The sequence below is a fragment of the Pseudofulvimonas gallinarii genome, from assembly GCF_004343305.1.
GTDB lineage: Bacteria > Pseudomonadota > Gammaproteobacteria > Xanthomonadales > UBA2363 > Pseudofulvimonas > Pseudofulvimonas gallinarii.
The window spans coordinates 162323-185357 of the sequence record NZ_SMAF01000008.1 but is presented as its reverse complement, the minus strand read 5'-3'; the positions used below and the strand labels follow the sequence as shown (position 1 = coordinate 185357).

Below are 23035 nucleotides of genomic sequence, written 5' to 3'. Positions count from 1 at the left end.
GCAGGAATCGACCGCCTTCCTGCGCCCACAAGATGGCTGGATTACAGGGACCTTGGCAACCTCCAAGGCCCGAAATCACCCACACGAATCCGCGACGAGCCACTTTTGAAGTGTCTGCTTGACAGGGAAGCTTACGGGGGAGCTTACGTGTTGTCTGGCTTGTGACGATGCAACCCTCGGTCCGTCCATTGGGCACGAGCGTCATACCCCGGCTTGCTCTGCACCGTACCGATCGCGTTGCCTCCACTTTCCCGATGTACAGCGCGAGCTCCGGGTCGAGCTCGCCTTTCGCCGGCAGGTCGTTCTGCGTCAAGCGCCCCTTGGCAGGTGAAATCGGGAAGCTGAGGCACCTGTGCGTACAGCACGCCGGCGCAGAGCAGCGCCAGCCATTGCTCAGGCGCCTCCTCGTCTTCATGGCGCACATCCCTCGAAGCCGGTACGCAGCAGCTGATCCGGATGCGTGACCGGACGCGTCCAGAATCCCGAGGCCAGCGCGTAGTTACCGCCGGATGCCGCGCCCACCGTCGCCTGTGCGATCGTTGCCGACAGTTCGAAGCAGCCGCCGCGTGCCTGCGCGGCGCCACCGCCGGCGATGAGCGCGTCCTCGACTGCGTAGTCACCGCCGCGTGGCGTCGCGGCAACGGCCACAGCCGCAGCGCATGCGATCGAACTGCCCAACGCTGCGCAGAGGGTCATGCGAATCAACCAGGTCATGTCCTTCTCCCCTCGGGCGGATCCGGTGTGCCGGCGCGGTTCCGCCCGATTCCGCGGGCCGGCATCAAAGTCCATCGGGCCGTCGCCGGAACCTGGCCTGTCACGCCACGACGCAAGCTAGGTGCGTGGCAGGACAGGTCCCGCAGGCGGCCGAAACACGCCTACATCGGTTGAGGCTGCAGGCTCAGCGGCAGCGCGAACGGCAACTCGATGGGCGTGTTGGAAAACGGGAAGTTGGTGAACCGGATGGCGTTCTGAAGCATGCCGCTGTCAGACGTGCAGCCTGGTGTGCGCGACTGGTAGGTCACGTTGCTCACCGGCGTAAACGAGGTCAGCCAGCGGAACTGGGTCGTCGAACCCTCGACCGAATAGATCATGTTGCTCGGGAAGGGCACCATGTAGCGGTCGCCCGTGCAGGCAGGTCCCGAATAGTACCAGCGCACACCGGGCATTGCGGCCCTGAGGCTACCCCCTTCGTACGCCCAAATCCGGTTCGTGGCAGGATCGACAAACCAGAACCGCATGTCTCCGTTGACCGCTTCCGGCCGCAGGATGCGCACCGGCTGGCCGTTCGCGTCGACCCAGCGGTAGCCACCGCCAACCGGACCTTGTGGACCGGCTGGTCCTTCCGGGCCGGCAGGTCCCTGCGCACCCTGCGGACCCGGTTCTCCGGCTGGCCCAGGTGGACCGGCATCGCCCTGGGGACCAGCAGGACCTTGTGGACCGGCCGGGCCTTGCGGGCCAATGGATCCTTGCGGACCCGGCTCACCCTGCGGACCGGCGGGACCCGCCGGGCCCTGAGGCCCCGGGTTGCCGTCCAGCGCGTACTGCGCCACCGGGGTCGTCGACACCGGCTGGCGCGGCAACAGCGGCACGCCGTTCACCCGCACCTCCAGCCACAGCTGCGTACCCGTGAACGCACCCGGAAACGCCAGCGCCACCGAGAACACCCCGTCGCTGACCGGATACCCCGGCTCGCTCTGCGCCGTGCCGATCGCGTTGCCACCACTTTCCGCGTCGTACAGCGCGAACTCCAGGTCGAACTCGCCGTTCGCCGGCAGGCCGTTCTGCGTCAACCGCCCCTGGTAGGTGAAATCCGGAAGCTGCGGCACCTGTGCGTGCAGCACACCCGCGCCGAGCAGCGCCAGCATCATCAGACCCATTCCCTTTTTCATGGCATTCCCCTCGAAAACCGTTCGCAGTCCTGGCACGCGGTGCTCACCGCCCGTGCCTATTCCGTAAAGCGCAGAAAAGCGCGGAGTCCTATCGCGGGGGCAGCGTGAAGGGGCACGAAGCGCGCAACGGAGCTGCGTTGGTCAGGGACGGCGGTGACCACACCACACCACAGCGCAGAGGCCTGCGCTCAAAGGGCCAGGAGGTCTCCAGTCCGGTTTCCCGGTGGGATCGTCGGCGGGGGAAAACGCCCGGCGTCTCGCTGCAGGCAACGTCAAAAAACGCCGAGGCAGTCAAGGCGCAAGAAGGTGCAGCCCGCGAAAGGGCACGCGCGTGCGTGATCGGGCAGGATGGACCCGGACCACGTTGACAAAGCGATTGGAAAAATGGCCCGGTAAGTGGTTATCACCCGATACCCTGCAGCGCGCGGGCAAGCGGGTCCTGCGATCGATCGACCACATCGGGCGCCAGGTTCGAGACGCGGAATCGCGTGGATGCTTCCGCCCCGCGCGATGCCGATCCCCGCACTTGCCGGGCCCGTTCCAGCGCGCCAGCGCCTGGTGCCGCGGTGCCGTGGCGACCAAGGTGGCCTCGGTCATCGTCAACAGCGATTGCGCTCGCTGGGGCGGTTGCTTTCCAGTGTCGGCGACGGATGTCACGCCGCCATGGCGTCGGTTTTGCCAGCCACTGCCATCGCCGTTCCGGCCTTTGCGGATCCAGCTGGCGTGGACCCGGCCAAGGATCGGGTAGTCAGGCAATTTCCGATTCCGCGCGGTTGTTGACCGAGTCCTGGAAGATCCAAAAGTCCGCCAGCCGAGGCGGGCGCCGGTGGCGCAGCCCGGCGCTGCGCCCGGCCGCGCGCATCTGGGCGATGGGCAGTGCTGCCGCGCAGCCTGCCGGCGCCGACTTGAAACCGCCCGGCCGTGCCGATTTGGGGCTGACCCTGGTCGGGACTCCGTATCCTTGATCCGAAATCGCCCCGGAATCGTGGATTCCCAGACGGCCGCCCCAGCCGCAGCCTCGCTATCGACTGCTGCTGGACAGCAAGGCCGGCTGGCCGTCACCAGGCCGAGGAGCGTGGCCGATCAGCTCTGCACCCCCACGTCGGCGTCAGCCAGCGCCATCAGCGCGGCCGGGCCGGCGTCGATGGCGGCGGCGTGGTAGTCGGCGCGCGGCAGCAGCTTGGCGAAGTAGAAACGGGCGACTTCTCGCTGGGCCTGCTTGAAGGCGGCGCTGGCCGATGACGCTTCGGCGGCGGCGACGCGCTGTGCCCAGCACCAGGCGAGGGTCAGGTAGCCCGAGTAGAACAGGTAGTCGTAAGCGGCGGCCGGTGCGACATTGGCATCGCCGGCTGCCTTTGCGCCGATCCGCTGGGTCAGTTCGCCCCATTGTTCGGCCCGCTTGGCCAGCACTGGCAGGAACTCGGCGAGCGCGGCATTTCCGGCGTTTTCCTTGCAGAACGCGGCGATGCGACCGAGTACCAGCTTCAGGCCGGCGCCGTTCGCCATCAGGGTCTTGCGGCCGATCAGGTCCAGTGCCTGGATCTGCGTCGTGCCCTCGTAGATCGTCGTGATGCGCGCGTCGCGGGCGATCTGGTCCATGCCCCATTCGGCGATGTAACCGTGACCGCCGTAAACCTGCTGGGCGTGGTAGGCGCATTCCACGGCCGCTTCGGTGAGCAGGCCCTTGACGATCGGGGTCAGGAAGCTGACGACGGTGTCGGCCTCGGCGCGCGCGGCCTCGTCGCCGGCGTTGTGCGCGACGTCGGCCTGCAGCGTGGCGTACAGGGCCAGCACGCGGCCGCCTTCGGCGAAGGCGCGGCAAGTCAGCAGCATGCGGCGGATGTCCGGATGCACGATCAGGGGATCAGCCGGTTTGTCGGGATAGGCGGCGCCCCCGGCGGCACGCATCTGCAGGCGGTCGTAGGCGTAGGCCAGCGCGTTCTGCCAGGCGCGTTCGATCAGGCCCAGGCCCTGCAGGCCGACACCCAGGCGCGCCGAGTTCATCATCACGAACATCGCCGACAGGCCCTTGTTCGGCGCGCCGACCATCCAGCCTTCGGCAGCATCGAAGTTCATGACGCAGGTGGCCGAGCCGTGCAGGCCCATCTTGTGCTCGATCGAGCCGCAGGCGACAGCATTGCGCTCGCCGACGTTGCCTTCGCGATCGACCTTGAATTTCGGAACCACGAACAGCGAGATGCCCTTCACGCCGGCGGGCGCATCGGGCAGGCGCGCGAGTACGAGGTGGACGATGTTGTCCGTCATGTCGTGCTCGCCGGCGGTGATGAAGATCTTCTGGCCGCTGATCGCATAGCGGCCGTCACCCAGCGGCTCGGCCTTCGTCTTCAGCAGGCCCAGGTCGGTGCCGCAGTGCGGCTCGGTCAGGCACATGGTGCCGGTCCAGCGCCCGTCCACCAGCGGCGCCAGGAACACCTGCTTCTGCCAGTCTTCGCCGTAGTGCCGCAGCGCCTCGACGGCGCCGTGGCCGAGCAGCGGGAAGGTGCCCCAGGCGACGTTGGCGCCATTGATCAGTTCCTTGAACGCGCCGTCGAGCACGTAGGGCAGGCCCTGGCCGCCTTCTTCCGCCGGCGCGGTCAGGCCGCTCCAGCCGCCTTCGGTGAAGGCCTGGAAGGCGGCCCTGAAACCCTTTGGCGTGGTGACGCCGCCGTTCTCGAAGCGGCAGCCCTTGTCGCCTTCCTGATATAGCGGGCCAATGACCTGGTCGCAGAACCGGCCGCCTTCCTCGAGCACGGCGTCGATGATCTCAGCCCCGGTTTCGGCATGCGCCGGCAGCGTCGCCAGGACTTCGGGCGCCTTGAGCACGTGATGGAGGACGAAGCGCAGGTCGTTGAGCGGCGAGCGGTAGTTGTTCATGGTGGGACGTTCCGGATGCGCAGGTTTAAGGACGTGGAAAACGGTCAGCGATAGGTCGACGGCAGGCCCGGCACGGGCAGCAGGCGGCTCTGGTGCCGGACGTCGAAACGGCGGCTGGTGGGTTTGTCGGTGGTGATCAGGCCAGACAGTGTGTAGACCAGCTCGCTGGCATCCGGCGTCATGTCCGGGCAGGGCAGCTCACGCAGGATCGGCTCGCCGATGTAGGGCGGAATCTCGCGATCGGCATCGAACGACAGCGGCGCCAGGTCCCGGCCATCGACTTCGAACTCGTCCAGCTGCACGTTGCGGAAATGCATCGACACGCTGGAGTGGTTGTGTACGCGAAGCTGCAGGTGGCAGCGGCCTTCCTCGATCCGCAGCTCCTGGATCGACACGGCGGGCGGGTTGATGCGCTCCTTGGGGCGGCCGGGTGTGCAGGCGCCGAGCGCAAGCGTGGCCAGTGACAGGAACAGGATGCGAACGGTCATGCGGGGTGTCTCCATACGCTGGCGAATAGTCTAGCCGGAGTCGCGCTCAAAGCTGGCCGCGGCGCAGCAAATCCCGGCGGATGTGGTCGATCAGTGCGGCGACCCAGCCGCGGCTCTGGCGCCGCGCCAGCACGCGCGTCACCCAGCGCATCGGGCGCGAGCTGCGCGCAAGCAGGTGGTCCACGGCGAGCGGCATCAGTTCCCGCGAGCGCCGGCGCAGCAGGTGCGCCAGCTGGTCCAGGCGCCCGTCGGGCAGGCGTGGCCAGGCGGGCATCGGCAGGGGCCTGGCAGCAGTGCCAAGCAGTGGCAGCACGGGCAGGCGGCCGCGGCTGTCGGCATGTGCCTGCCGTTGCGCGGCACTCCAGGCAGCGAACAGCGGATGCGTGCCGGGCAGGCGCAGGTGCTCGCGGAAGAAGCGCTGGGCGTTGCAGCGGCCGAGGTGGAAATCGTGCAGGCGGAAGCCGCGGTCGAGGAAGCCGCCGAATCCGTCCAGCGATCCACCGGCCAGCGGATGCGCCGCCCGCTCGCCGTGTTCCCGACGTGACGGCGCAATGAGCTGCCGGTGTGCATGTGGATCATCGACGGCGGTCAGCAGCTCTTCGGGCTTGAAGCGGGTCTGGTTCTTCATCGCGGTCAGCAGGGCGCGACCGACATCGAGCAGGCCTTCCGGCGGCGCCTCGTCTCCGCGGAAGTCGGCGACGTCCGGAAACGGATCGACGGCGATCAGGGTGCGGCCGGCGACCGGCGACTCCGGCAACCTGGGCGGCACGCCGACCAGCAGCTCGCGGCCCAGGGCAACGGGCTTGTTGTCGATCATCCCGCCGTCCACGGCAAGAAAGCTGTATCGCTCCGGCTCGCCGGCGTCGCCCCAGTGTGGCGGCAGCGGACGATACCGGCCCGGATCATCGGGGACGCCGGCGAAGGGCCAGAGGCGTGCGCGGTAGTCGCTGCCAGGCCGTTGCACCTGCAGGGGCGGCAGCACCAGCGGAAAGGCGCCGGACGCCAGGGCCGCCAGGCGCAGGCGCGCCCAGCCTTCGCCGCGCATCGCCCAGTCCAGTCCGACGCGGCCCGGGGCATCGTTCTCGCTCCCCAGCGCGAATGCCAGTGCGTCGGCATGCCGGCGCATGCCATAGCCGGGCCGGGGTTGATCGTCCACACCGCCGACGCCGAGGTTGTAGGGAACGCCACGGAGGTTGGTGAGCGTCATTGCCAGCCGCAGGTCCGGCGCCAGCCAGGGCTTCGGTGCGCGGCCGGCGCCATCCGGCACTGCCGCCTTTGCAATGCTGTGCAGCACATCGCCGTTGAGGATCGACCACAGGCGACCTTCCTCGCGCTGCAGGTCGCCGGTATCAAGCAGCACCTCGGCGTCGATGCGGTTGACCCAGCTTTCAAACAGGGCGTTGTCGTCCAGTGATGTGCCGGGATCGGGCTCGCGGACCGGTCGATGTGCGCGTCCGGCGAGGATGGCGGCCAGGATGCCTGCGGTCATCGCGCCACCCGAGGCGCCTGTGATCGCACCAAGACGGACGCGATGCGACGGCGCCCGTGGATCGTCGCGCTGCTGCGCCTGGGCCAGCGCGTCCATGGCCTCGACGAAAAAGTCGATCACCCCGGCACTGTAGGCGCCGGCCGACACCGCGCCGGCCATCACCAGGCCGATGTCGTGGACAGGCAGGTCATTCATGGGCATCGGTGAATGGTAGCCCGCCGCGGCGAATCGGCGATGTGTGAGAATGCGCGCCCCATGAGCCAGCGCCCCGACAGCGACAACAACGCGCCCGATGCCGTCCGCATCGATGTCTGGCTGTGGGCGGCGCGATTCTTCAAGACCCGCGCGCTGGCGAAACAGGCGGTGGTCGCAGGTCGGGTGGAGATCGGCGGTGGCGCCTGCAAACCTTCACGCAATGTCCGCGTCGGTGACGCGCTGGTTATCGAACGTGGCGAAGAGCGCTTTGAAATTGCTGTTGAGGCGCTGTCCGAACGACGCGGGCCGGCGGCCGCTGCGCAGGCGCTCTATTCCGAATCGGACGAATCGCGCGCCCGGCGCGAACAATCCGCCGCCCAGCGCCGCGCCGAACGCGCCGGCTTCCGCCCGCCGGAGGGCAAGCCCGACAAGCGCGCCCGCCGCCTGATCCGCGCCCTCGGCGACATCGACGCGATCTAGGCGCCACGGCGAAGGAGTCGTGGCGCCGCTCCGCTGCGGCCTGTCGCGGCCGGCAGCGGGGCCCATGGATCAGGCGAAGGGTCAGCTGCGCAGCGCGAGCTGATGCAGGCGGTAGAGGGCGTCCAGCGCTTCGCGCGGGCTGAGGCTGTCCGGTTCGATGGCGCGCAGGGCCTCGACGGCCGGCGACGGCGCCGGCGGGGCGAACAGTCCCAGCTGGCCGGAGGCGGGGAGGTTCACGGCGGGCTGCTCGTCGCGCTGCGCTTCGAGGGTCGCGAGGAGCCGGCGCGCATTGTCGACGACCGGGCGCGGCACACCGGCCAGGCGCGCGACCTGCAGGCCGAAACTGCGGCTGGCCGGTCCGTCCTTGACCGTGTGCAGGAAGACCAGGCTGTCGCCGTGCTCGACCGCGTCCAGGTGCACGTTGGCGATGCCTTCATGCTCGGTCGCCAGCGTCGTCAGTTCGAAATAGTGCGTGGCGAACAGGCACCAGGCGCGATTGACGGTCGCCAGGTGCACGGCGATGGCATGCGCCAGAGACAGGCCGTCGTAGGTGCTGGTGCCGCGGCCGATCTCGTCCATCAGCACCAGCGAGCGCTCGCTGGCGTTGTGCAGGATGTTCGCGGTCTCGGCCATTTCCACCATGAAGGTGGACTGGCCGCGGGCGAGGTCGTCGCCGGCGCCAATGCGGGTGAACAGCCTGTCCACCGGGCCGATCCGTGCACGGGACGCCGGCACGTAGCTGCCGATGTGGGCGAGCAGCACGATCAGCGCCGCCTGGCGCATGTAGGTGCTCTTGCCGCCCATGTTCGGACCGGTGACCACCAGCATCCGCCGGCGCTCGTCGAGGATCAGGTCGTTGGGTTCGAACGGCGCATCGAGCACGCGTTCGACGACCGGATGCCGGCCGCGTTCGATATGGATGCCGGCTTCGTCCACCAGCTCCGGTGCGACGTAGTCGTAGGCCTCGGCGGTATGGGCGAGGGCGGCAAGCACATCCAGTTCGGCCAGCGCGCCAGCGGCGCGACGCAACGGCTCGAGTTGCGCGTTGAGGGCATGGAGCAGGCCGTCGTAGAGGCCGCGCTCGCGCATCAGCGCGCGCTCGCGCGCCGACAGCGCCTTGTCCTCGAAGGCCTTCAGTTCCTCGGTGATGTAGCGCTCGGCGTTCTTGGTGGTCTGCCGGCGCGTGTAATGCGCGGGCACCTTGGCATCGTGCGTCTTGCCGAACTCGATGTAATAGCCGTGGACGCGGTTGTAGCCGACCTTGAGCGTGGCGATGCCGGTCGCGGCACGTTCGCGCGCTTCCAGCTCGCTGAGGAAGCCGGCCGCGTCGGAATCCAGTCGCCGCAGCTCGTCCAGCTCGGGGTCGTAACCGTCGGCGATCACGCCGCCATCGCGAAGCAGGAGGGGAGGGGATTCGACCAGTGCCCGCGCCAGCAGCTGCTGGCTGTCGCCGTGCTCGCCGAGCCCGTCGAGCAGTGCGGCGATGCGGCCCAGGCTGGCACCGTCCAGCGCGTCCCGCAGCCGCGGCAACAGAGCCAGGCCATCACGCAACGTGGTCAGGTCGCGCGGCCGCGCCGAATGCAGCGCCACGCGCGACAGGATGCGTTCGAGATCGCCGGCACCGCGCAGCAGCGTGTGCAGGTCACGGTAGCGGTGGCCGTCGATCAGCTGCGCCAGTGCCTGGTGGCGGTCGCGGAGCACGGCCCGGTCGCGCAGCGGCCGGTGCAGCCAGCGCCGCAGCAGCCGGCCGCCCATGGGCGTGACCGTGGCGTCGATGACACCGAGCAGGGTGTGTTCGCGGCGGCCTTCCGGATGCGTGTCCAGCTCGAGGTGGCGACGGGTCGCGGCGTCCATCGCGATGGCCTCGTCCGGCCGCTCCATGGACAGGCCGGTGAGGTGTGGCAGTGCGGTGCGCTGTGTTTCACGCACATAGGCCAGCAGCGCGCCCGCGGCGGCAATCGCGCGTTCGGCGTCGGCGCAACCGAAACCGCGCAGGTCGCGGCTGCCGAAGAACTCGCAGAGGTTGCGGCTTCCGGATTCGGCATCGAAGTGCCACGGCGGGCGCTGCTTCAGGCCGGGCAGCGCGCGGGCGGCAGCCGGCAACGAGGCGCCTTCGGCCACCAGCGTTTCCGCGGGTGAGAGTCGCGCCAGTTCCGCCACCAGCGCCTCGTCGTCGGCCACTTCGGCGAGCAGGAAACGGCCGCCGGCGAGATCGACCCAGGCCAGCCCATGGCCGCCGGTGCCGCAGTGGATGGCGAGCAGCAGCTGGTCGCGGCGTTCTTCGAGCAGGCTTTCGTCGGTCACCGTGCCCGGCGTGACGATGCGCACGACCTTGCGCTCGACCGGGCCCTTGCTGGTGGCCGGATCGCCGATCTGTTCGCAGATGGCCACCGACTCGCCCAGTTTCAGCAGGCGCGCCAGGTAGTTCTCGCAGGCGTGCGCCGGTACGCCCGCCATCGGGATCGGCGCGCCGCCGCTGCTGCCGCGCTGCGTCAGCGTGATATCGAGCAGGCGCGCCGCCTTGCGGGCGTCGTCATAGAACAGCTCATAGAAATCGCCCATGCGGAAGAACACCAGGATGTCCGGATGCTCGGCCTTGACCGCCAGGTACTGGCGCATCAGCGGCGTGTGCTGGGAGTGGTCGGGGCTGCTCATCAACGGCGGTATTCGGTTCGGCGGGGCGGAAAGACGACTGGAGGAACCCGGAGCGGCTCAAGGTCCGTCGTCGCGAAACCACGCGCGCAGCCGGTCCTGTCGTCGGGTCGACCACACGCAGCGCGCCATGCCGTGCGAACGGCGGCGCGGTGGTGTCCGCGTATGATACGCGGCATCGCTGCCGGGTCCGTTCCGTGGATGTTTTCCTCCTTGCCCTCGACCTGATCGGGACGTTCGCCTTCGCGATCAGCGGCGCCACCATCGGCGTGCGCCATCGCCTGGACCTGTTCGGCGTGCTGGTACTGGCCTTCGCCACGGCGACCTTCGGTGGCATCGCCCGCGACGTGGTGATCGGCTCGCTGCCGCCGGCGGCGCTGGTGAACTGGAACTATCTGGCCCTGTCCTGCCTGGCCGGACTGGTGACGTTCCGCTGGCATGTGCAGGTTGAACGCCTGCGCAATCCCGTGCAGCTTTTCGACGCCGCCGGACTGGCCCTGTTCGCGGTCTACGGCGCCGAGAAGGCGCTGGCCTACGGGCTGGCGCCGTTCGGCGCCGTCCTGCTGGGCATGCTCAGTGGCATCGGCGGTGGCATCGTGCGCGACATCCTGGTGAACAGGACGCCGGTTGTGTTGCAGGCCGAGCTGTATGCGGTGGCGGCAATGGCCGGCGCGCTGATCGTGGTTGCCGGCCACGCGCTGGAACTGCACGGCCACGCCGTGTTGTTCTCCGGCGTGCTGGTCTGCTTCGGCCTGCGCTTCATGGCGATCCGGCATGGCTGGAGCCTGCCCGTGGCCCGTCCGGATGACGGTGGAGACCGGCAATGAGCCCAATAGATAACGGTGCCGATGCGCTATCGGCGACGGTGTTCGAGCTTTCCCGGGCCCTGCGCACGCGGGAATGGCGCATGGCCACGGCGGAAAGCTGCACCGGCGGCTGGATCGCCAAGGCGATGACCGACCTGGCCGGCAGTTCCGCGGTCTTCGAAGCCGGCCTGGTGACCTACAGCAACCAGGCCAAGCAGCGGCTGCTGGGCGTGCCCGGGGATGTACTGGCCGGGCACGGCGCGGTCAGCGGGCCCTGCGCGCTGGCCATGGTCGATGGCCTGCTCGAAGCCGTGGATGTCGAACTGGGCGTGGCGGTGACCGGCATCGCCGGACCGGACGGCGGCTCGCGGGACAAGCCGGTCGGCACGGTCTGGATCGCCTGGAAAATCCGGGGTGCTCCGGCATTCGCGCGTTGCCACCACTTCCGGGGCGACCGGGATCGGGTCCGGAGGGCGACGGTGGAAGCCGCGCTGGCTGGACTGTTCGAACTGTTGCTTCAAGCGGATCGCCCGACTTGACAGGCCTGCAGTTAGTAGTAATGCTACTAACATGTCGATCAGCGAAACCCAGCAGCGCATCCTGCGACTGATTGCCGAGCGCATCGAGTCCGAAGGCATGCCGCCGTCGCAGACGGAGATCGCCCGCGAGCTGGGTTTCAAGGGCGTGCGCGCCGCGCAGCACCATCTTGAGGCGTTGCAGCGTGCCGGCGCCATCGAACGCATTCCCGGCCGGGCGCGCGGCATCCGGCTCCTGCAGCCGGTGCCGGCGGCGCAGCCCGACCTGCCGCTGGCCTCCGATGCCGCCGACTGGGTGCCGCTGGTCGGCCGGGTTTCCGCCGGCCTGCCCATCGGCACCGACATCGACTACGACAACCGGCTGCTGCTCGACCGCTCGCTGTTTTCGCCGTTTCCGGACTACCTGCTGCGCGTCGAGGGCGAATCCATGCGCGACGAGGGCATCCTCGACGGTGACCTGATCGGCGTGCACCGGACCGCGCAGGCGCGCAACGGCCAGATCGTCGTCGCGCGCATTGACGAGGAGATCACCGTCAAGCAGCTGCAGGTCGGACGCGACGGCCTGCGTCTGTTGCCACGCAACGACGCCTTCGCGCCTATCGAGATTGCCGCCGGCCAGGACTTCGCCATCGAGGGCCTGTATTGCGGCCTGCTGAGGCCGCACAGGTGAGCGTGCTGTGCCGCTTCGGCCTGGCCACCGCGCAGTGGGCCGACAACGCGCCGGAATCCGATTTTTCCGACGCCGCTTCGCGCCATCCGCCGCAGCCGTCGTCGTGCCGTCCCGCCTATCGTCTCCACGCCGTCGCAGTTGCTGCGACCGGCCGCACCTAATCTGCCCCCCTTCCCGAATATGACCAGGAGCCAGTCCATGGACGAGAACCGCAAGCGCGCCCTTACCGCCGCCCTCAGCCAGATCGAAAAGCAGTTCGGCAAGGGCACCGTCATGCGCATGGGTGACCGCCCCAGCGATTCCGTAGACGCCGTGTCCACCGGCTCGCTGGCCCTGGACGTGGCCCTGGGCATCGGCGGCCTGCCGCGCGGCCGCGTCGTCGAGATCTACGGGCCGGAATCCTCCGGCAAGACCACGCTGACCCTGCAGGTCATCGCCCAGGCCCAGAAGGCGGGTGGCACCGCGGCCTTCATCGACGCCGAGCATGCGCTGGATCCCAGCTATGCGGAGAAGCTGGGCGTCAACATCGAAGACCTGCTGGTCAGCCAGCCGGACACCGGTGAGCAGGCGCTGGAAATCGCCGACATGCTGGTCCGCTCCGGTGCCGTCGACGTGGTCGTGGTCGACTCGGTGGCGGCGCTGACGCCGAAGGCCGAAATCGAAGGCGAGATGGGCGAGCTGCAGGTCGGCCTGCAGGCGCGCCTGATGAGCCAGGCGCTGCGCAAGCTCACCGGCAACATCAAGCGCAGCAACTGCATGGTCATCTTCATCAACCAGCTGCGCATGAAGATCGGCATGATGATGCCGGGCCAGAACCCCGAGACCACCACCGGCGGCAACGCGCTGAAGTTCTACGCCTCGGTGCGCCTGGACATCCGCCGCATCGGCGCGATCAAGGCCGGCGACGAGATCATCGGCAACCAGACCAAGGTCAAGGTGGTGAAGAACAAGATGGCGCCGCCGTTCAAGGTGGTGAACTTCGAGATCCTCTACGGCCAGGGCATCAGCCGCGAAGGTGAACTGATCGACATGGGCGTCGAGCACAAGATGGTCGAGAAGTCCGGCGCCTGGTACAGCTACGGTGGCGAACGCCTTGGCCAGGGCAAGGAGTCGGCGCGCCAGTACCTCAAGGACAATCCCTCGGTCGCTGCCGAGCTGGAGTCGCGCCTGCGCGAGAAGCTGGTTGTGCCGGTGGCGGCGGGCGCCGATGCCGACGCCGACGAAGTCGAGCAGGACTGATTGACCCTGCGCGTCCGGGAATACGCCGACCGCGTCACGGCGGCGCCTTCCCGGATCCCGGCTCATGAAGGATCGGAAATCCGTCACCAGGGACGCCCAGACCCGGGCATTGGGTCTGCTCGCCCGTCGCGAGCATTCGCGCCGGGAGCTGCGCCGCAAGCTCGTCCGCAGCGGGCACGAGGAGGACGAGGTCCAGGCGACGCTCACCCGGCTCGACGGCAGCGGCCTGCAGTCCGACCAGCGCTTCGCGGAGATACTGGTCCGCAGCCGCATCGCCCAGGGGCACGGCCCGGTCCGCATTGCCGCCGAGCTGCGCCTGCACGGACTCGATGAGGCGCTGGTGGACAAGGCCTTCGCGGCGGCCGAGCCGGACTGGGAAGCGCTTGCCCTCGAACTCTACCGCCGCCGTTTCCGCACGCCTGCCGAAGACCAGCCCGAGCGCATCCGGCGGGCACGCTTCCTGGTGACGCGGGGCTTCACGCCGGCCATGGCGCGGACATGCCTCGACCTTGATCCGTCCGAGTCCGACGATGCCGGCGACCTGGACTGATCCCGGCGCCCCCCGTGGGCGTGGCATCATTGCCGCCTTTCGCGCCAGCAGGACCGTTCGTGATCGATCCCCACACCGCCGAGCATTTCGAGCGCGACCGCGTCTTTCACGACAACACGGCGCACGTCTACGACCAGGTCATCAGTGAGCCGCGGGCGCTGGCCAACCGGTATCTTTTCGGGCGTATCGGCCATCTGGTCCCGAGCGGCGGGGCACAGCTGGATCTCGCCTGCGGCACCGGGCACATGCTGACCCGCTACGGCGCGCGCTTCGACTGCCGTATTGGCGTCGACCAGAGCGGCGGCATGCTGGAACACGCGCGCCGCAACCTCGAGCGCGCCGGCCTGGCGGCCGATACCCGGCTCGAAAACGCATCCGTTTTCGAATTTCTGGCGCGCGACAGCGCCACCTACCGCTTCATCACCTGCGTCGGTTTCGTCCACCACCTGCCGCCGGAGCTGTTTGCCGACCTGCTCGACCAGATCCGGCCGCGACTGGCGCCGGACGGCGTCCTCCTGCTGGCCGAGCCGGTGCAACCGAAGGTCGACCGGGCGCCGGGTCCCATTGCGCGCTGGAATGCCCGCAGCGTGATGCCCGAGCGGGCGGCGATGATCCACGCAATCGATGCCGACGACGATCACGAGGAAGCCCCGCTGCCGGAGGCGCTGTTCCTGGATACGCCGTTGCAGCGCGGTTTCCGCCTGCTCGGAGAAAGCCGCGGCTGGGAGCTGTTCCCGCGCAATCTCCCCGAACGCTGGACCGACCGCCTGGCCATCCGCCTGCTCGACGCCCTGTACTGGCGCAGCGGCTACATCGTCGTACGGGTGCTCGGCCTGTCCTGAGGCATTGGCTGGCCGCCCCCAGCCGGCCGCCCCGGCCGGGATCGGGAGGCGCGGACGGGGTTTCCCACGCACTTCGCCAACCCGGCCATGGCGTTCCGGCCGATTTTTCGTCATTCTTTTGTGCTACGCACAAGCCGCCGCAGCCACCCATGTACAGCTCCAAGCAGATCCGCCAGCAGTTCCTCGACTTCTTCCGCAGCAAGGCGCACGAGATCGTGCCCTCGGCGCCGCTGGTGCCGGGCAACGACCCGACCCTGCTGTTCACCAACTCGGGCATGGTCCAGTTCAAGGACGTGTTCCTGGGTGCGGAAAAGCGCAGCTATGTGCGTGCGGCGGACGTCCAGCGCTGCCTGCGCGCCGGCGGCAAGCACAATGACCTGGACTCCGTGGGCTATACCGCGCGCCACCACACCTTCTTCGAAATGCTGGGCAACTGGTCGTTCGGGGACTACTTCAAGAAGGAGGCGATCGCGTGGGCCTGGGAACTGCTGACCGGCGTGTGGAAGCTGCCGGCCGAACGCCTGCTGGTGACCGTCTATCACTCCGACGACGAGGCCTACGCCATCTGGCGTGACGACATCGGCGTGCCGGAGTCGCGCATCGTCCGCATCGGCGACAACAAGGGCGCGCCGTACGCGTCCGACAATTTCTGGCAGATGGCCGACACCGGCCCCTGCGGACCCTGCACGGAGATCTTCTACGACCACGGCGCGCACATCGCCGGTGGCCCACCGGGCTCGCCGGACGAGGATGGCGACCGCTTCATCGAGATCTGGAACCTGGTGTTCATGCAGTTCGACCGCCAGCCCGACGGCACACTCGTGCCCCTGCCGGCGCCTTGCGTCGACACCGGCATGGGCCTGGAACGGCTGGCGGCAATCCTGCAGGGCGTCCACTCCAACTACGAGATCGACCTGTTCCAGGCCCTGATCCGCCGCGCCGCCGAGCTGACCGCGACCGCCGACCTGCAGAACAAGTCGCTGCGCGTGATCGCCGACCACATCCGCGCCAGCGCCTTCCTGATCGTCGATGGCGTCCTGCCTTCGAACGAAGGTCGTGGCTACGTGTTGCGCCGGATCATCCGTCGCGCGTTGCGCCACGGCTGGATGCTGGGCGTCCGGGAACCCTTCTTCCATCGCCTCGTTGCCGATCTCGTCGCGCAGATGGGCGATGCCTATCCGGAACTGGTCCAGCGCCAGGCGGTGGTCGAGCAGGCCCTCAGGGCCGAGGAAGAGCGCTTCGCGGAAACACTCGATGCCGGCATGAAGATCTTTGACGAGGTGGCAGCGCGCGCCACCGGTACCATCGCCGGCCAGGATGCTTTCCGTCTCTACGACACCTATGGTTTCCCGGTCGACCTGACCGCCGACATCGCCCGCGAGCGTGGACTGTCGCTGGACATGGCCGGCTTCGAAGCGGCCATGGAACAGCAGCGCCAGACGGCGCGCGCCGCGGGCAAATTCGGCGGCGGCCACACCATTCCGGCGGAGCTGGTGGCGCAGCTGTCGGCCACGCAGTTCCTCGGCTACGACCAGGTCGAAGCCGAGGACCTCAAGGTCGTCGCGCTGCTGCGGGACGGCCAGTCGGTCGCCGCCATCGGCGACGGCGAGCGCGCGCTGGTGATTCTCGACTGCACGCCTTTCTACGGCGAATCCGGCGGCCAGGTCGGTGACACCGGAGAACTGTCCAGCGCCACTGGCCGATTCGCAGTCGAAGACACGCTGAAGCTGGCGGGCGCGTTCCACGCCCACCTCGGGCAGTGGACCGGCGGCACGCTCAAGGTGGGCGACCTGGTCAACGGCCGCATCGACCGCGACCGCCGCAGCGCGATCGTGCTCAACCACACCGCCACCCACCTGCTGCACGCCGCGCTGCGCAAGGTGCTCGGCGACCACGTCCAGCAGAAGGGTTCGCTGGTGGCGCCCGACCGCCTGCGCTTCGACTTCGCGCATTTCCAGCCGTTGTCGGCGGATGAGCTGGCGCGGATCGAAGCGCTGGTCAATGACGAGATCCGCGCCAACCACGACGCCGACATCCGCCACATGGGCATGCAGGAAGCGCTGGATTTCGGCGCCATGGCACTGTTCGGCGAGAAGTACGGCGAGCGCGTGCGCGTCCTGCGGCTGGGCGAATTCTCCACCGAGCTGTGCGGCGGCACCCATGTGCGCCGCACCGGCGACATCGGTGTCTTCAAGATCCTCTCCGAAGGCGGCGTCGCTGCCGGCGTGCGTCGCATCGAGGCGGTGACCGGCACGGGCGCCCTGGCATGGATCGGCCAGCAGCAGGCGCGCCTGGATACCGTCGCCGAACTCCTCGGCGGTCGCCGTGACGAAGTGCCCGACCGCGTTCGCGCCCTGATCGAGCGCCAGAAGCAGCTCGAGAAGGACATCGAGGCACTGAAGGCCAAACAGGCGGCCAGTGCGGCGGGCGATCTCGCCGCCCAGGCGGTGGACGTGGCCGGACTGAAGGTGCTGGCGGCGGTGCTGGAGGGCGCCGACAGCAAGGCGCTGCGCGACAGTGTCGATCGCCTGAAGGACAAGCTCGGCAACGCGGTGATCCTGCTGGCCGCACGCAGTGGCGACGGCAAGGTGCAGCTGGTGGCCGGCAGTCACGGCGCGGCGCTGGCGAAGGTCAAGGCCGGCGAACTGCTGGGTCATGTCGCCAGCCAGATCGGTGGCCGCGGCGGCGGCCGTCCCGACCTCGCCCAGGGCGGCGGCGAAGACTCGCCGGCCCTCGACGCGGCGCTGCGCGCGGTGCCCGACTGGGTGCGCGAGCGGGCGGCCTGAGTACGGGTTGATCGCCTTCACTGATCGTGAAGGCGGTCACATCCCTACGTCGAAGTACGGCTTTCTGCGCATTGCGGGCGTTCGCGCGGCTCCATTACTATCGAAAAGACAGGGGCCCGACCGCGATGCATGTGCGGGGTCGGAGCATCGGAAGCTCCATACACTGGTGCCGCGAGGTACCGCGGGCGTCAAGGAGGCAAGCAACATGCTGATTCTCACACGCAGAGTCGGCGAGACCCTGATGATCGGGGACTCGGTGACCGTTACCGTGCTCGGTGTCAAAGGCAACCAGGTGCGTCTGGGCATCACGGCGCCGCGTGACGTCACCGTGCATCGCGAGGAAATCTTCCAGCGCATCCACCCGGAAGGCGAGTCACGCCCGACCGGCGAGAAGGAAAAGCCTGCCAGCTGAGCGCGCAGCTTTGACCCGCCGCGAGGTTCCCGCTATTCTTCCCGCCCTTGCACGGCCCGAGCGGTCGCTGCAATCCAGTCCGGAGTGATGCCCGAGAGGCCGAAGGGGCTCCCCTGCTAAGGGAGTATGGGGTCAAAAACTCCATCGAGGGTTCGAATCCCTCTCACTCCGCCAGATAGGACAAGGCCCCGAAAGGGGCCTTTGTTCTTTCCACGGGCCTGTCGGTGCAGACGGATCGTCACCGGTTCGTCGGCGGGGCAGTCCGTGCCGCACAAGTCAGCTTGCTGCCTCCCGGATGGAATCCGCGCCCGTTCGCCTGTTCCGCCACGCAAGGCCTGCGCCGCACCTGGCCCGGGTCATTCCGGCGAGGTGCCCGACACGGCGCCGGCAGACCGGCTCCGCTCCGCCAGCCGGCGACGGCGCTGGTCGGGCCAAAGAAAGGTTGGCTGGGCGGGCCCCAAGGCGGTGCGGTCGGGTGCACTTCCGCAGCATGCGCGCCCTGCACACCCGCCATGGTCGAGGAGAAACACCCGCCCGGGGCGTCCCTGTCACGCGTGCGAACCGAAGCGATGACCGGCCGTCGAGCTTAGGACCTCACGATTCCCCGTCGAAACCGTCGTCGTCATCCTGGATGTCAGCGCCCGCATCCGTTGCGGCCGGCGCATCCAGCAGTTCGCGCAGATAGCGGAACAGTTCGCGCGCGGCCCGTGGCGTGGCCGCCTGCTGGCGCTCGCGGGCGGCCTGTCGCTGCAACTGGCGCAGGCGATTGCGGTCCGCATCGGGATGCTCGTCGAGCAGTCCGGCAAGGGCTTCGTCACCCCCGGCGATCAATCTGTCGCGCAAGGCCTCCAGACGGTGCAGGCGTGCCGTTTCCTGCCGCACCTGCGCCTGGTCGACGACGAAAACCCGCCGCAGGGCGTCCAGTTCGTCCTCGTCGAGGCGGCGCAGCTGCTTGGCCAGGTACTGGGTCTGGCGCTTGCGTGCGATCTGCTGGCGGATGCGCCGCGATGTGCGCAACAGTTCGGCGAGTTCTTCCGACATCGGCAGCCTGGCGACGATGCCGTCGGTGGCGTCCATCATCTTTCCGGCCAGGTCGAGGACGTCCAGCGCTTCGCGACGGCGATGGCTGCGCGAGGGGCCGGTGGCGCGCTTGCTGATGCGCTGGGGGGGATCGTCGTTCGGGAGGTCATCCCGGGAATGGTCATTCATGGCGAAAGCTTACCAGTGCGCTGTCGGCACCGTTGCGCGCTGGCGTGTTGCAATTCGACACAGGCGTGCCGTTGGCGTTGTGGCAGCATGAGACGCATGTGCAGGGAGAGGCCATGACGGCGACGGCCGTCCAGGTTGGCGGATTCACCATGGTCGAGGAAATCGGCCACGGTTCGATGGGGCGCGTGTTCCGGGCGCGGCAGCGCCAGCCGGCGCGCGAAGTCGCCTTGAAACTGGTGGCCGCGCTCGGCCCCGAATCACGCCTGCGGCTGGCGCGCGAGGTCGAGGCGCTCGCCCGTCTCGAACACCCCGGCATCGCCCGTCTCTACGCAGCGGGCACCGAGACCGTCAATGGCGTCGAACAGCCCTGGCTGGCCATGGAATACGTCCGCGGCGTCGGCCTGCGCGAATGGTCGGAACCGCTGCCGCTGGCGGCGCGGATCGCGGCGATGGCGCAGGTCTGCCGCGCCGTCCATCACGCGCATGGGCGCGGCATCATCCATCGCGACCTCAAGCCGGCCAATATCCTGGTCGAAGCCAGCGGCCAGCCACGCGTGCTGGACTTCGGCGTTGCCCGCGTCCTGGAGCCGGAAGCGGGGCCGCAGACGCGGCAGGGACAGGTCTTGGGGTCGCTGCCATACATGAGCCCTGAGCAGCTGGGTGGCGACAGCCACGCCGTCGATGCGCGCAGCGACGTCTATGCGCTGGGTGCGATCGCCTACGAGCTGGTCACCGGGGCGCTCCCGCATCCCGGTCTTCTGGACGCGAGCCTGTTCAAGGCGCTGTCCATCCACCGCGACGGCAAGATCCTCCCGCCCTCGTCACGGCTCCCGGCCGCGCGCGGCGACCTCGACGCGGTGCTGATGAAGGCGCTGGCGGTCGAGCCCGAGCGCCGTTACGCCTCGGCCGCCGAGCTGGCGGCCGATTTCGAGCGCTGGCTGCAGCATCGGCCGGTGGATGCGCGGCCGCCGACGCCGGGCTATGTCATCAGTCGTTTCATGCGCCGTCACCGCGCTGCCAGCGCCGCTGCGGGGCTGGCGGTGCTGACGCTCGTCATCGCCACCGCGGTCTCGCTGCGATTCGCCTGGCGCGCGCAGCAGGCGCAGGCGCTGGCCGAGCAGCGGGCGACCGAGGCCGGAGCGGTCAACACATTCCTGGAACGCATGCTCGCGGCCGCTGATCCGGCCCAGGCGCAAGGCCGCAATGTCGGCGTGGCCGAAATCCTCGATGCCGCCGAGCAGACGCTCGCCGCTGAAGCGCCGGCGCCGGCGGTGCGTACCGCGGTGCTGCGGACACTGGCCGGCACGCGCCTGGCACTGGGCGATTACGAACGCGCGCTGGACATCAGCGGCCAGGCGCTGGCCGACCTTCCGGAATCCGACGCGACGACGCGGCTGGCCCTGCTGCGCATGCGTGGTTCCATCCTGACGGAACTGGGCCGCTTCGATGAAGCCGCTTCGGCATTGCGCGAAGCCGACGCTTTCGCCGCCAATGCGGACGCACCTGCCCGGCTTGGCCTGCGCCTGACGCGCGCGCGCCTGGATGACGAAGCCGGCCGTCGCGACGAGGCGATGGCCGGCTACCGCGAACTGATCGTCGCCGGTGAAAGCGGTGCGTTGCCGGACAGCGACCTGTCGCTGGAAATCGCGCGCAGCAACCTGGCCGGTCTGCTGCGTGATGAAGGGCGCTTCGACGAGGCACTCGCGCTCAGCGACGCGGTGCTGGAACAGCGACGGCAGCGTTACGGCGAACGGCATCCCCGTACCCTGGCAACCCGGCACTCGCGCTCGCTGATCCTGCAGGAAGCCGGACAGCTCGACCTCGCCGCCGCGGAATCGGAGGCGGTGCTGGCATTGCGCCGGACCGTCCTCGGCAACGACCACGCCCATACCATGACGACGGCGCAGATGCTGGCCAACATGCGCCTGGAACAGGGCCGCCTGGATGAAGCGGCACCCCTGATCGAGGAAAGCCTCGCGTTCTTCAGCAGCCGCCTGGGTGCATCGCATGCGCAGACGATCACCAGTTTCAACGCACTGGCCTACCTGCAGTCCGAGCGGCGTGAGTTCGATCTCGCCGAGGCGACCTATCGCCGCATCCTCGCGCTTCAGCGCCAGGCCAATGACAGTCATCCGGCCACGCTGGGGCCTCAGAACAACCTGGCCATGCTGCTGCTGGATGCGGGCCGGGCACAGTCGGCGGAAGTCGAACTGCGGGACCTCATCGAACGCAGCCGCGGCATCCTTGGCGAAGGACATCCCCTCGTCGCGGTGTTCCAGAGCAACCTCGGCCTCTGCCTGGGCAAGCAGGAGCGCGACACAGAGGCCATCGACGTGCTGACGGCTGCGCAGGCCCGGCTGGCCGGAACCTTCGGTGCCGAGCATCCGCGGACCCGAACCGCCGCCGAACGCCTGCAGGAAATCCTCGCGCGGCAACCGGCGCGCGCTGTGCCGGCGCAAGACGGGCGTCCGTGAGCGCGCTGCCCTGGTCCATCGCGGCGCTGTCGCTCCTGGCGCTGCCGGTATTCGCGGCCGGGATGTCGCGCCGGCTGCGTCAACAGTCCGCGCGCCTGCACCAGGAGCTTGCCGCGCAGCGCGCGCAACTTGCGGCACAGGCGGTCGCGGCGGAACGCGAGCGCATCCATGCCGACCTTCATGACGACTTGGGCGCGCGCCTGCTGGAGCTGATCTACGCCGCGCCCGATCGCGCCACGGCCGACCGTGCCCGTGCCATCCTGCAGGACCTGCGCGACGTCGTTTCCCGTTCGCGCGGCGAGCCCGGCACGCTGCAGGATGTCCTCGCCAGCATCCGCAGCGAAGCGGCGCAGCGACTCGCAGCGGCCGGGGCCGGGCTGTCCTGGGAGGAGGAAGAGGCCTTGCCCGACCCCATGCTCGACCCTGCGTCCTCGCTGCACCTGCACCGCATCGTGCGCGAGGCGATCAGCAACGCCCTCCGCCACGCCGGCGCCCGCAGCCTGCGCATCCGCGTCCGAGCCTCTACGGCGGGCGAACTGTTGCTGGAGCTGACCGACGACGGCTGCGGCGGTGGAGACGTGCCGCCGTCCGGCGGTGGTGGCGCCGGTCTCGACAACATGCGCGCCCGGGCCCGCGAACTGCAGGGACAGATCGACTGGACAGCCGGTACGCTCGGCGGTACCAAGGTCCTCCTGAAGGCGCCGTTGCCCGGCGGAACGCGAGCGTGACAACCGTCCAGCGCATTGTGGTCGTCGACGATCTTCCGGCCAGCCGGGAGTGGCTGGCGCGCGCTGCCGCGCGGGCTTTCCCGGGCGCGGAAGTGGAGGTGTTCGCGGATCTTGCCGGCGCCCTCGGCACCGTTCCGGCGCCGCCCGACCTGGCGCTGGTCGACCTGGGGCTTCCGGACGGATCGGGTATCAGCTACATCGCCGAGCTGCGGGAGGCTTCGGCGCCCACGCTCTGCGTGGTCGCGACCGTGTTCGACGATGATGCGCACCTGTTCCCGGCATTGAGTGCCGGCGCCCAGGGTTACGTGCTCAAGGACCTCGCGCTCGAGGACCTGGTGGAACTGCTGCGCGGCATCGTCAGTGGCCAGCCGCCGCTGTCGCCGAGCATCGCCCGTCGCCTGCTGCGCCATTTTTCCACGCCGCCGGTCGAAGTGCCGCAATCACTGGAGTGCGAAGGTGCGGCCCTGACGCCGCGCGAGACCGATGTGCTGCGCCTGATCGGCAAGGGCTTCACTGTCGTGGAGGCCGCCGAGGCGCTGGGCCTGTCCCGCCATACCTGCGCCGGCTACGTGAAGGAGATCTACCGCAAGCTGCGGGTCGGCAGTCGCGCCGAAGCCACGCTGGCCGCGAGCCGGCTGGGGCTGGTCAGCCCCGCTGCGCGCTGAGCGCCACCGCCCGGTGGCAACGGCTGGATGGCGCGCCTGTGCGCCGCCGGG

Annotated in this window: 20 protein-coding genes and 1 tRNA gene; 13 read left to right on the top strand and 8 right to left on the bottom strand. The window is 69.0% G+C overall.

Features of this window, described 5'->3' with window-relative positions; genetic code table 11:
- Window positions 1–411 precede the first annotated feature (411 nt).
- From EDC25_RS07845 to EDC25_RS07820, 6 genes are all read right to left on the bottom strand, one after another.
- Window positions 412–714: a hypothetical protein gene (locus EDC25_RS07845; RefSeq protein ID WP_123521726.1), complete on the bottom strand. Its 303-nt coding sequence runs from the start codon at window positions 712–714 to the stop codon at window positions 412–414.
- A gap of 161 nt (window positions 715–875) precedes the next feature.
- Entirely contained in the window at window positions 876–1889 is a 1014-nt protein-coding gene (locus EDC25_RS07840; protein ID WP_123521725.1) for a collagen-like protein, read from the bottom strand.
- A gap of 403 nt (window positions 1890–2292) precedes the next feature.
- Window positions 2293–2571, bottom strand: coding sequence for a 50S ribosomal protein L32 (locus EDC25_RS15160; protein ID WP_377602863.1), 279 nt, complete (start codon window positions 2569–2571; stop codon window positions 2293–2295).
- Between the two features lie 401 nt (window positions 2572–2972).
- Complete coding sequence (locus EDC25_RS07830; protein WP_123521723.1) at window positions 2973–4763, bottom strand: acyl-CoA dehydrogenase C-terminal domain-containing protein; 1791 nt, start codon at window positions 4761–4763, stop codon at window positions 2973–2975.
- A 44-nt stretch (window positions 4764–4807) separates the two neighbouring features.
- Window positions 4808–5251, bottom strand: a complete 444-nt coding sequence (locus EDC25_RS07825; RefSeq protein WP_123521722.1) for a hypothetical protein — start codon at window positions 5249–5251, stop codon at window positions 4808–4810.
- Window positions 5252–5297: 46 nt separating this feature from the next.
- Complete coding sequence (locus EDC25_RS07820) at window positions 5298–6935, bottom strand: patatin-like phospholipase family protein (RefSeq protein WP_164483999.1); 1638 nt, start codon at window positions 6933–6935, stop codon at window positions 5298–5300.
- A 60-nt stretch (window positions 6936–6995) separates the two neighbouring features.
- Between EDC25_RS07820 and EDC25_RS07815 the strand changes: the two genes are divergently transcribed.
- Window positions 6996–7415, top strand: coding sequence for an RNA-binding S4 domain-containing protein (locus EDC25_RS07815; RefSeq protein ID WP_123521729.1), 420 nt, complete (start codon window positions 6996–6998; stop codon window positions 7413–7415).
- Window positions 7416–7496: 81 nt separating this feature from the next.
- Here EDC25_RS07815 and mutS read toward each other — a convergent pair whose 3' ends face one another.
- A complete protein-coding gene (gene mutS / locus EDC25_RS07810; RefSeq protein WP_123521720.1) occupies window positions 7497–10070 on the bottom strand; it encodes a DNA mismatch repair protein MutS in 2574 nt (857 codons plus the stop codon).
- A 194-nt stretch (window positions 10071–10264) separates the two neighbouring features.
- On the opposite strand from mutS, the gene EDC25_RS07805 reads away from it, so the two are divergent.
- The 9 genes from EDC25_RS07805 to EDC25_RS07765 all read left to right on the top strand — a co-directional run bounded on the left by EDC25_RS07805 (window position 10265) and on the right by EDC25_RS07765 (window position 18082).
- Entirely contained in the window at window positions 10265–10894 is a 630-nt protein-coding gene (locus tag EDC25_RS07805) for a trimeric intracellular cation channel family protein (protein ID WP_123521728.1), read from the top strand.
- Window positions 10891–11412 (top strand): CinA family protein, encoded by a 522-nt coding sequence (locus EDC25_RS07800; protein ID WP_123521719.1) that lies wholly within the window; start codon window positions 10891–10893, stop codon window positions 11410–11412. The genes EDC25_RS07805 and EDC25_RS07800 overlap by 4 nt, the downstream gene beginning before the upstream one ends.
- Before the next feature lie 31 nt (window positions 11413–11443).
- Window positions 11444–12079, top strand: coding sequence for a transcriptional repressor LexA (gene lexA, locus EDC25_RS07795; protein ID WP_123521718.1), 636 nt, complete (start codon window positions 11444–11446; stop codon window positions 12077–12079).
- Between the two features lie 198 nt (window positions 12080–12277).
- On the top strand, window positions 12278–13318 hold the full coding sequence (recA, locus tag EDC25_RS07790) for a recombinase RecA (protein ID WP_123521717.1): 1041 nt from the start codon (window positions 12278–12280) through the stop codon (window positions 13316–13318).
- A gap of 64 nt (window positions 13319–13382) precedes the next feature.
- A complete protein-coding gene (locus EDC25_RS07785; protein WP_123521716.1) occupies window positions 13383–13868 on the top strand; it encodes a regulatory protein RecX in 486 nt (161 codons plus the stop codon).
- A 59-nt stretch (window positions 13869–13927) separates the two neighbouring features.
- The gene (locus EDC25_RS07780; RefSeq protein WP_123521715.1) at window positions 13928–14710 is read left to right on the top strand and encodes a class I SAM-dependent methyltransferase; all 783 of its coding nucleotides are present in this window, start codon (window positions 13928–13930) and stop codon (window positions 14708–14710) included.
- 149 nt (window positions 14711–14859) lie between these two features.
- Window positions 14860–17496, top strand: a complete 2637-nt coding sequence (gene alaS, locus EDC25_RS07775; protein ID WP_123521714.1) for an alanine--tRNA ligase — start codon at window positions 14860–14862, stop codon at window positions 17494–17496.
- 205 nt (window positions 17497–17701) lie between these two features.
- Entirely contained in the window at window positions 17702–17908 is a 207-nt protein-coding gene (csrA, locus tag EDC25_RS07770; protein WP_123521713.1) for a carbon storage regulator CsrA, read from the top strand.
- An 81-nt stretch (window positions 17909–17989) separates the two neighbouring features.
- Window positions 17990–18082, top strand: a tRNA-Ser gene (locus EDC25_RS07765).
- Window positions 18083–18502: 420 nt separating this feature from the next.
- Here the strand turns inward: EDC25_RS07765 and yjgA are convergent.
- Complete coding sequence (gene yjgA / locus EDC25_RS07760; RefSeq protein ID WP_123521712.1) at window positions 18503–19117, bottom strand: ribosome biogenesis factor YjgA; 615 nt, start codon at window positions 19115–19117, stop codon at window positions 18503–18505.
- A 113-nt stretch (window positions 19118–19230) separates the two neighbouring features.
- On the opposite strand from yjgA, the gene EDC25_RS07755 reads away from it, so the two are divergent.
- The 3 genes from EDC25_RS07755 to EDC25_RS07745 are packed head-to-tail and all read left to right on the top strand — an operon-like array spanning window position 19231 to window position 22984.
- Complete coding sequence (locus EDC25_RS07755; RefSeq protein WP_132577386.1) at window positions 19231–21591, top strand: serine/threonine-protein kinase; 2361 nt, start codon at window positions 19231–19233, stop codon at window positions 21589–21591.
- Complete coding sequence (locus EDC25_RS07750; protein WP_205984929.1) at window positions 21588–22319, top strand: sensor histidine kinase; 732 nt, start codon at window positions 21588–21590, stop codon at window positions 22317–22319. Before EDC25_RS07755 ends, EDC25_RS07750 begins: the two co-directional genes overlap by 4 nt.
- Window positions 22316–22984 carry a response regulator gene (locus EDC25_RS07745; RefSeq protein ID WP_123521710.1) on the top strand — a complete coding sequence of 223 codons (669 nt, stop codon included), beginning with the start codon at window positions 22316–22318 and terminating at the stop codon, window positions 22982–22984. The genes EDC25_RS07750 and EDC25_RS07745 overlap by 4 nt, the downstream gene beginning before the upstream one ends.
- Window positions 22985–23035: the final 51 nt, after the last annotated feature.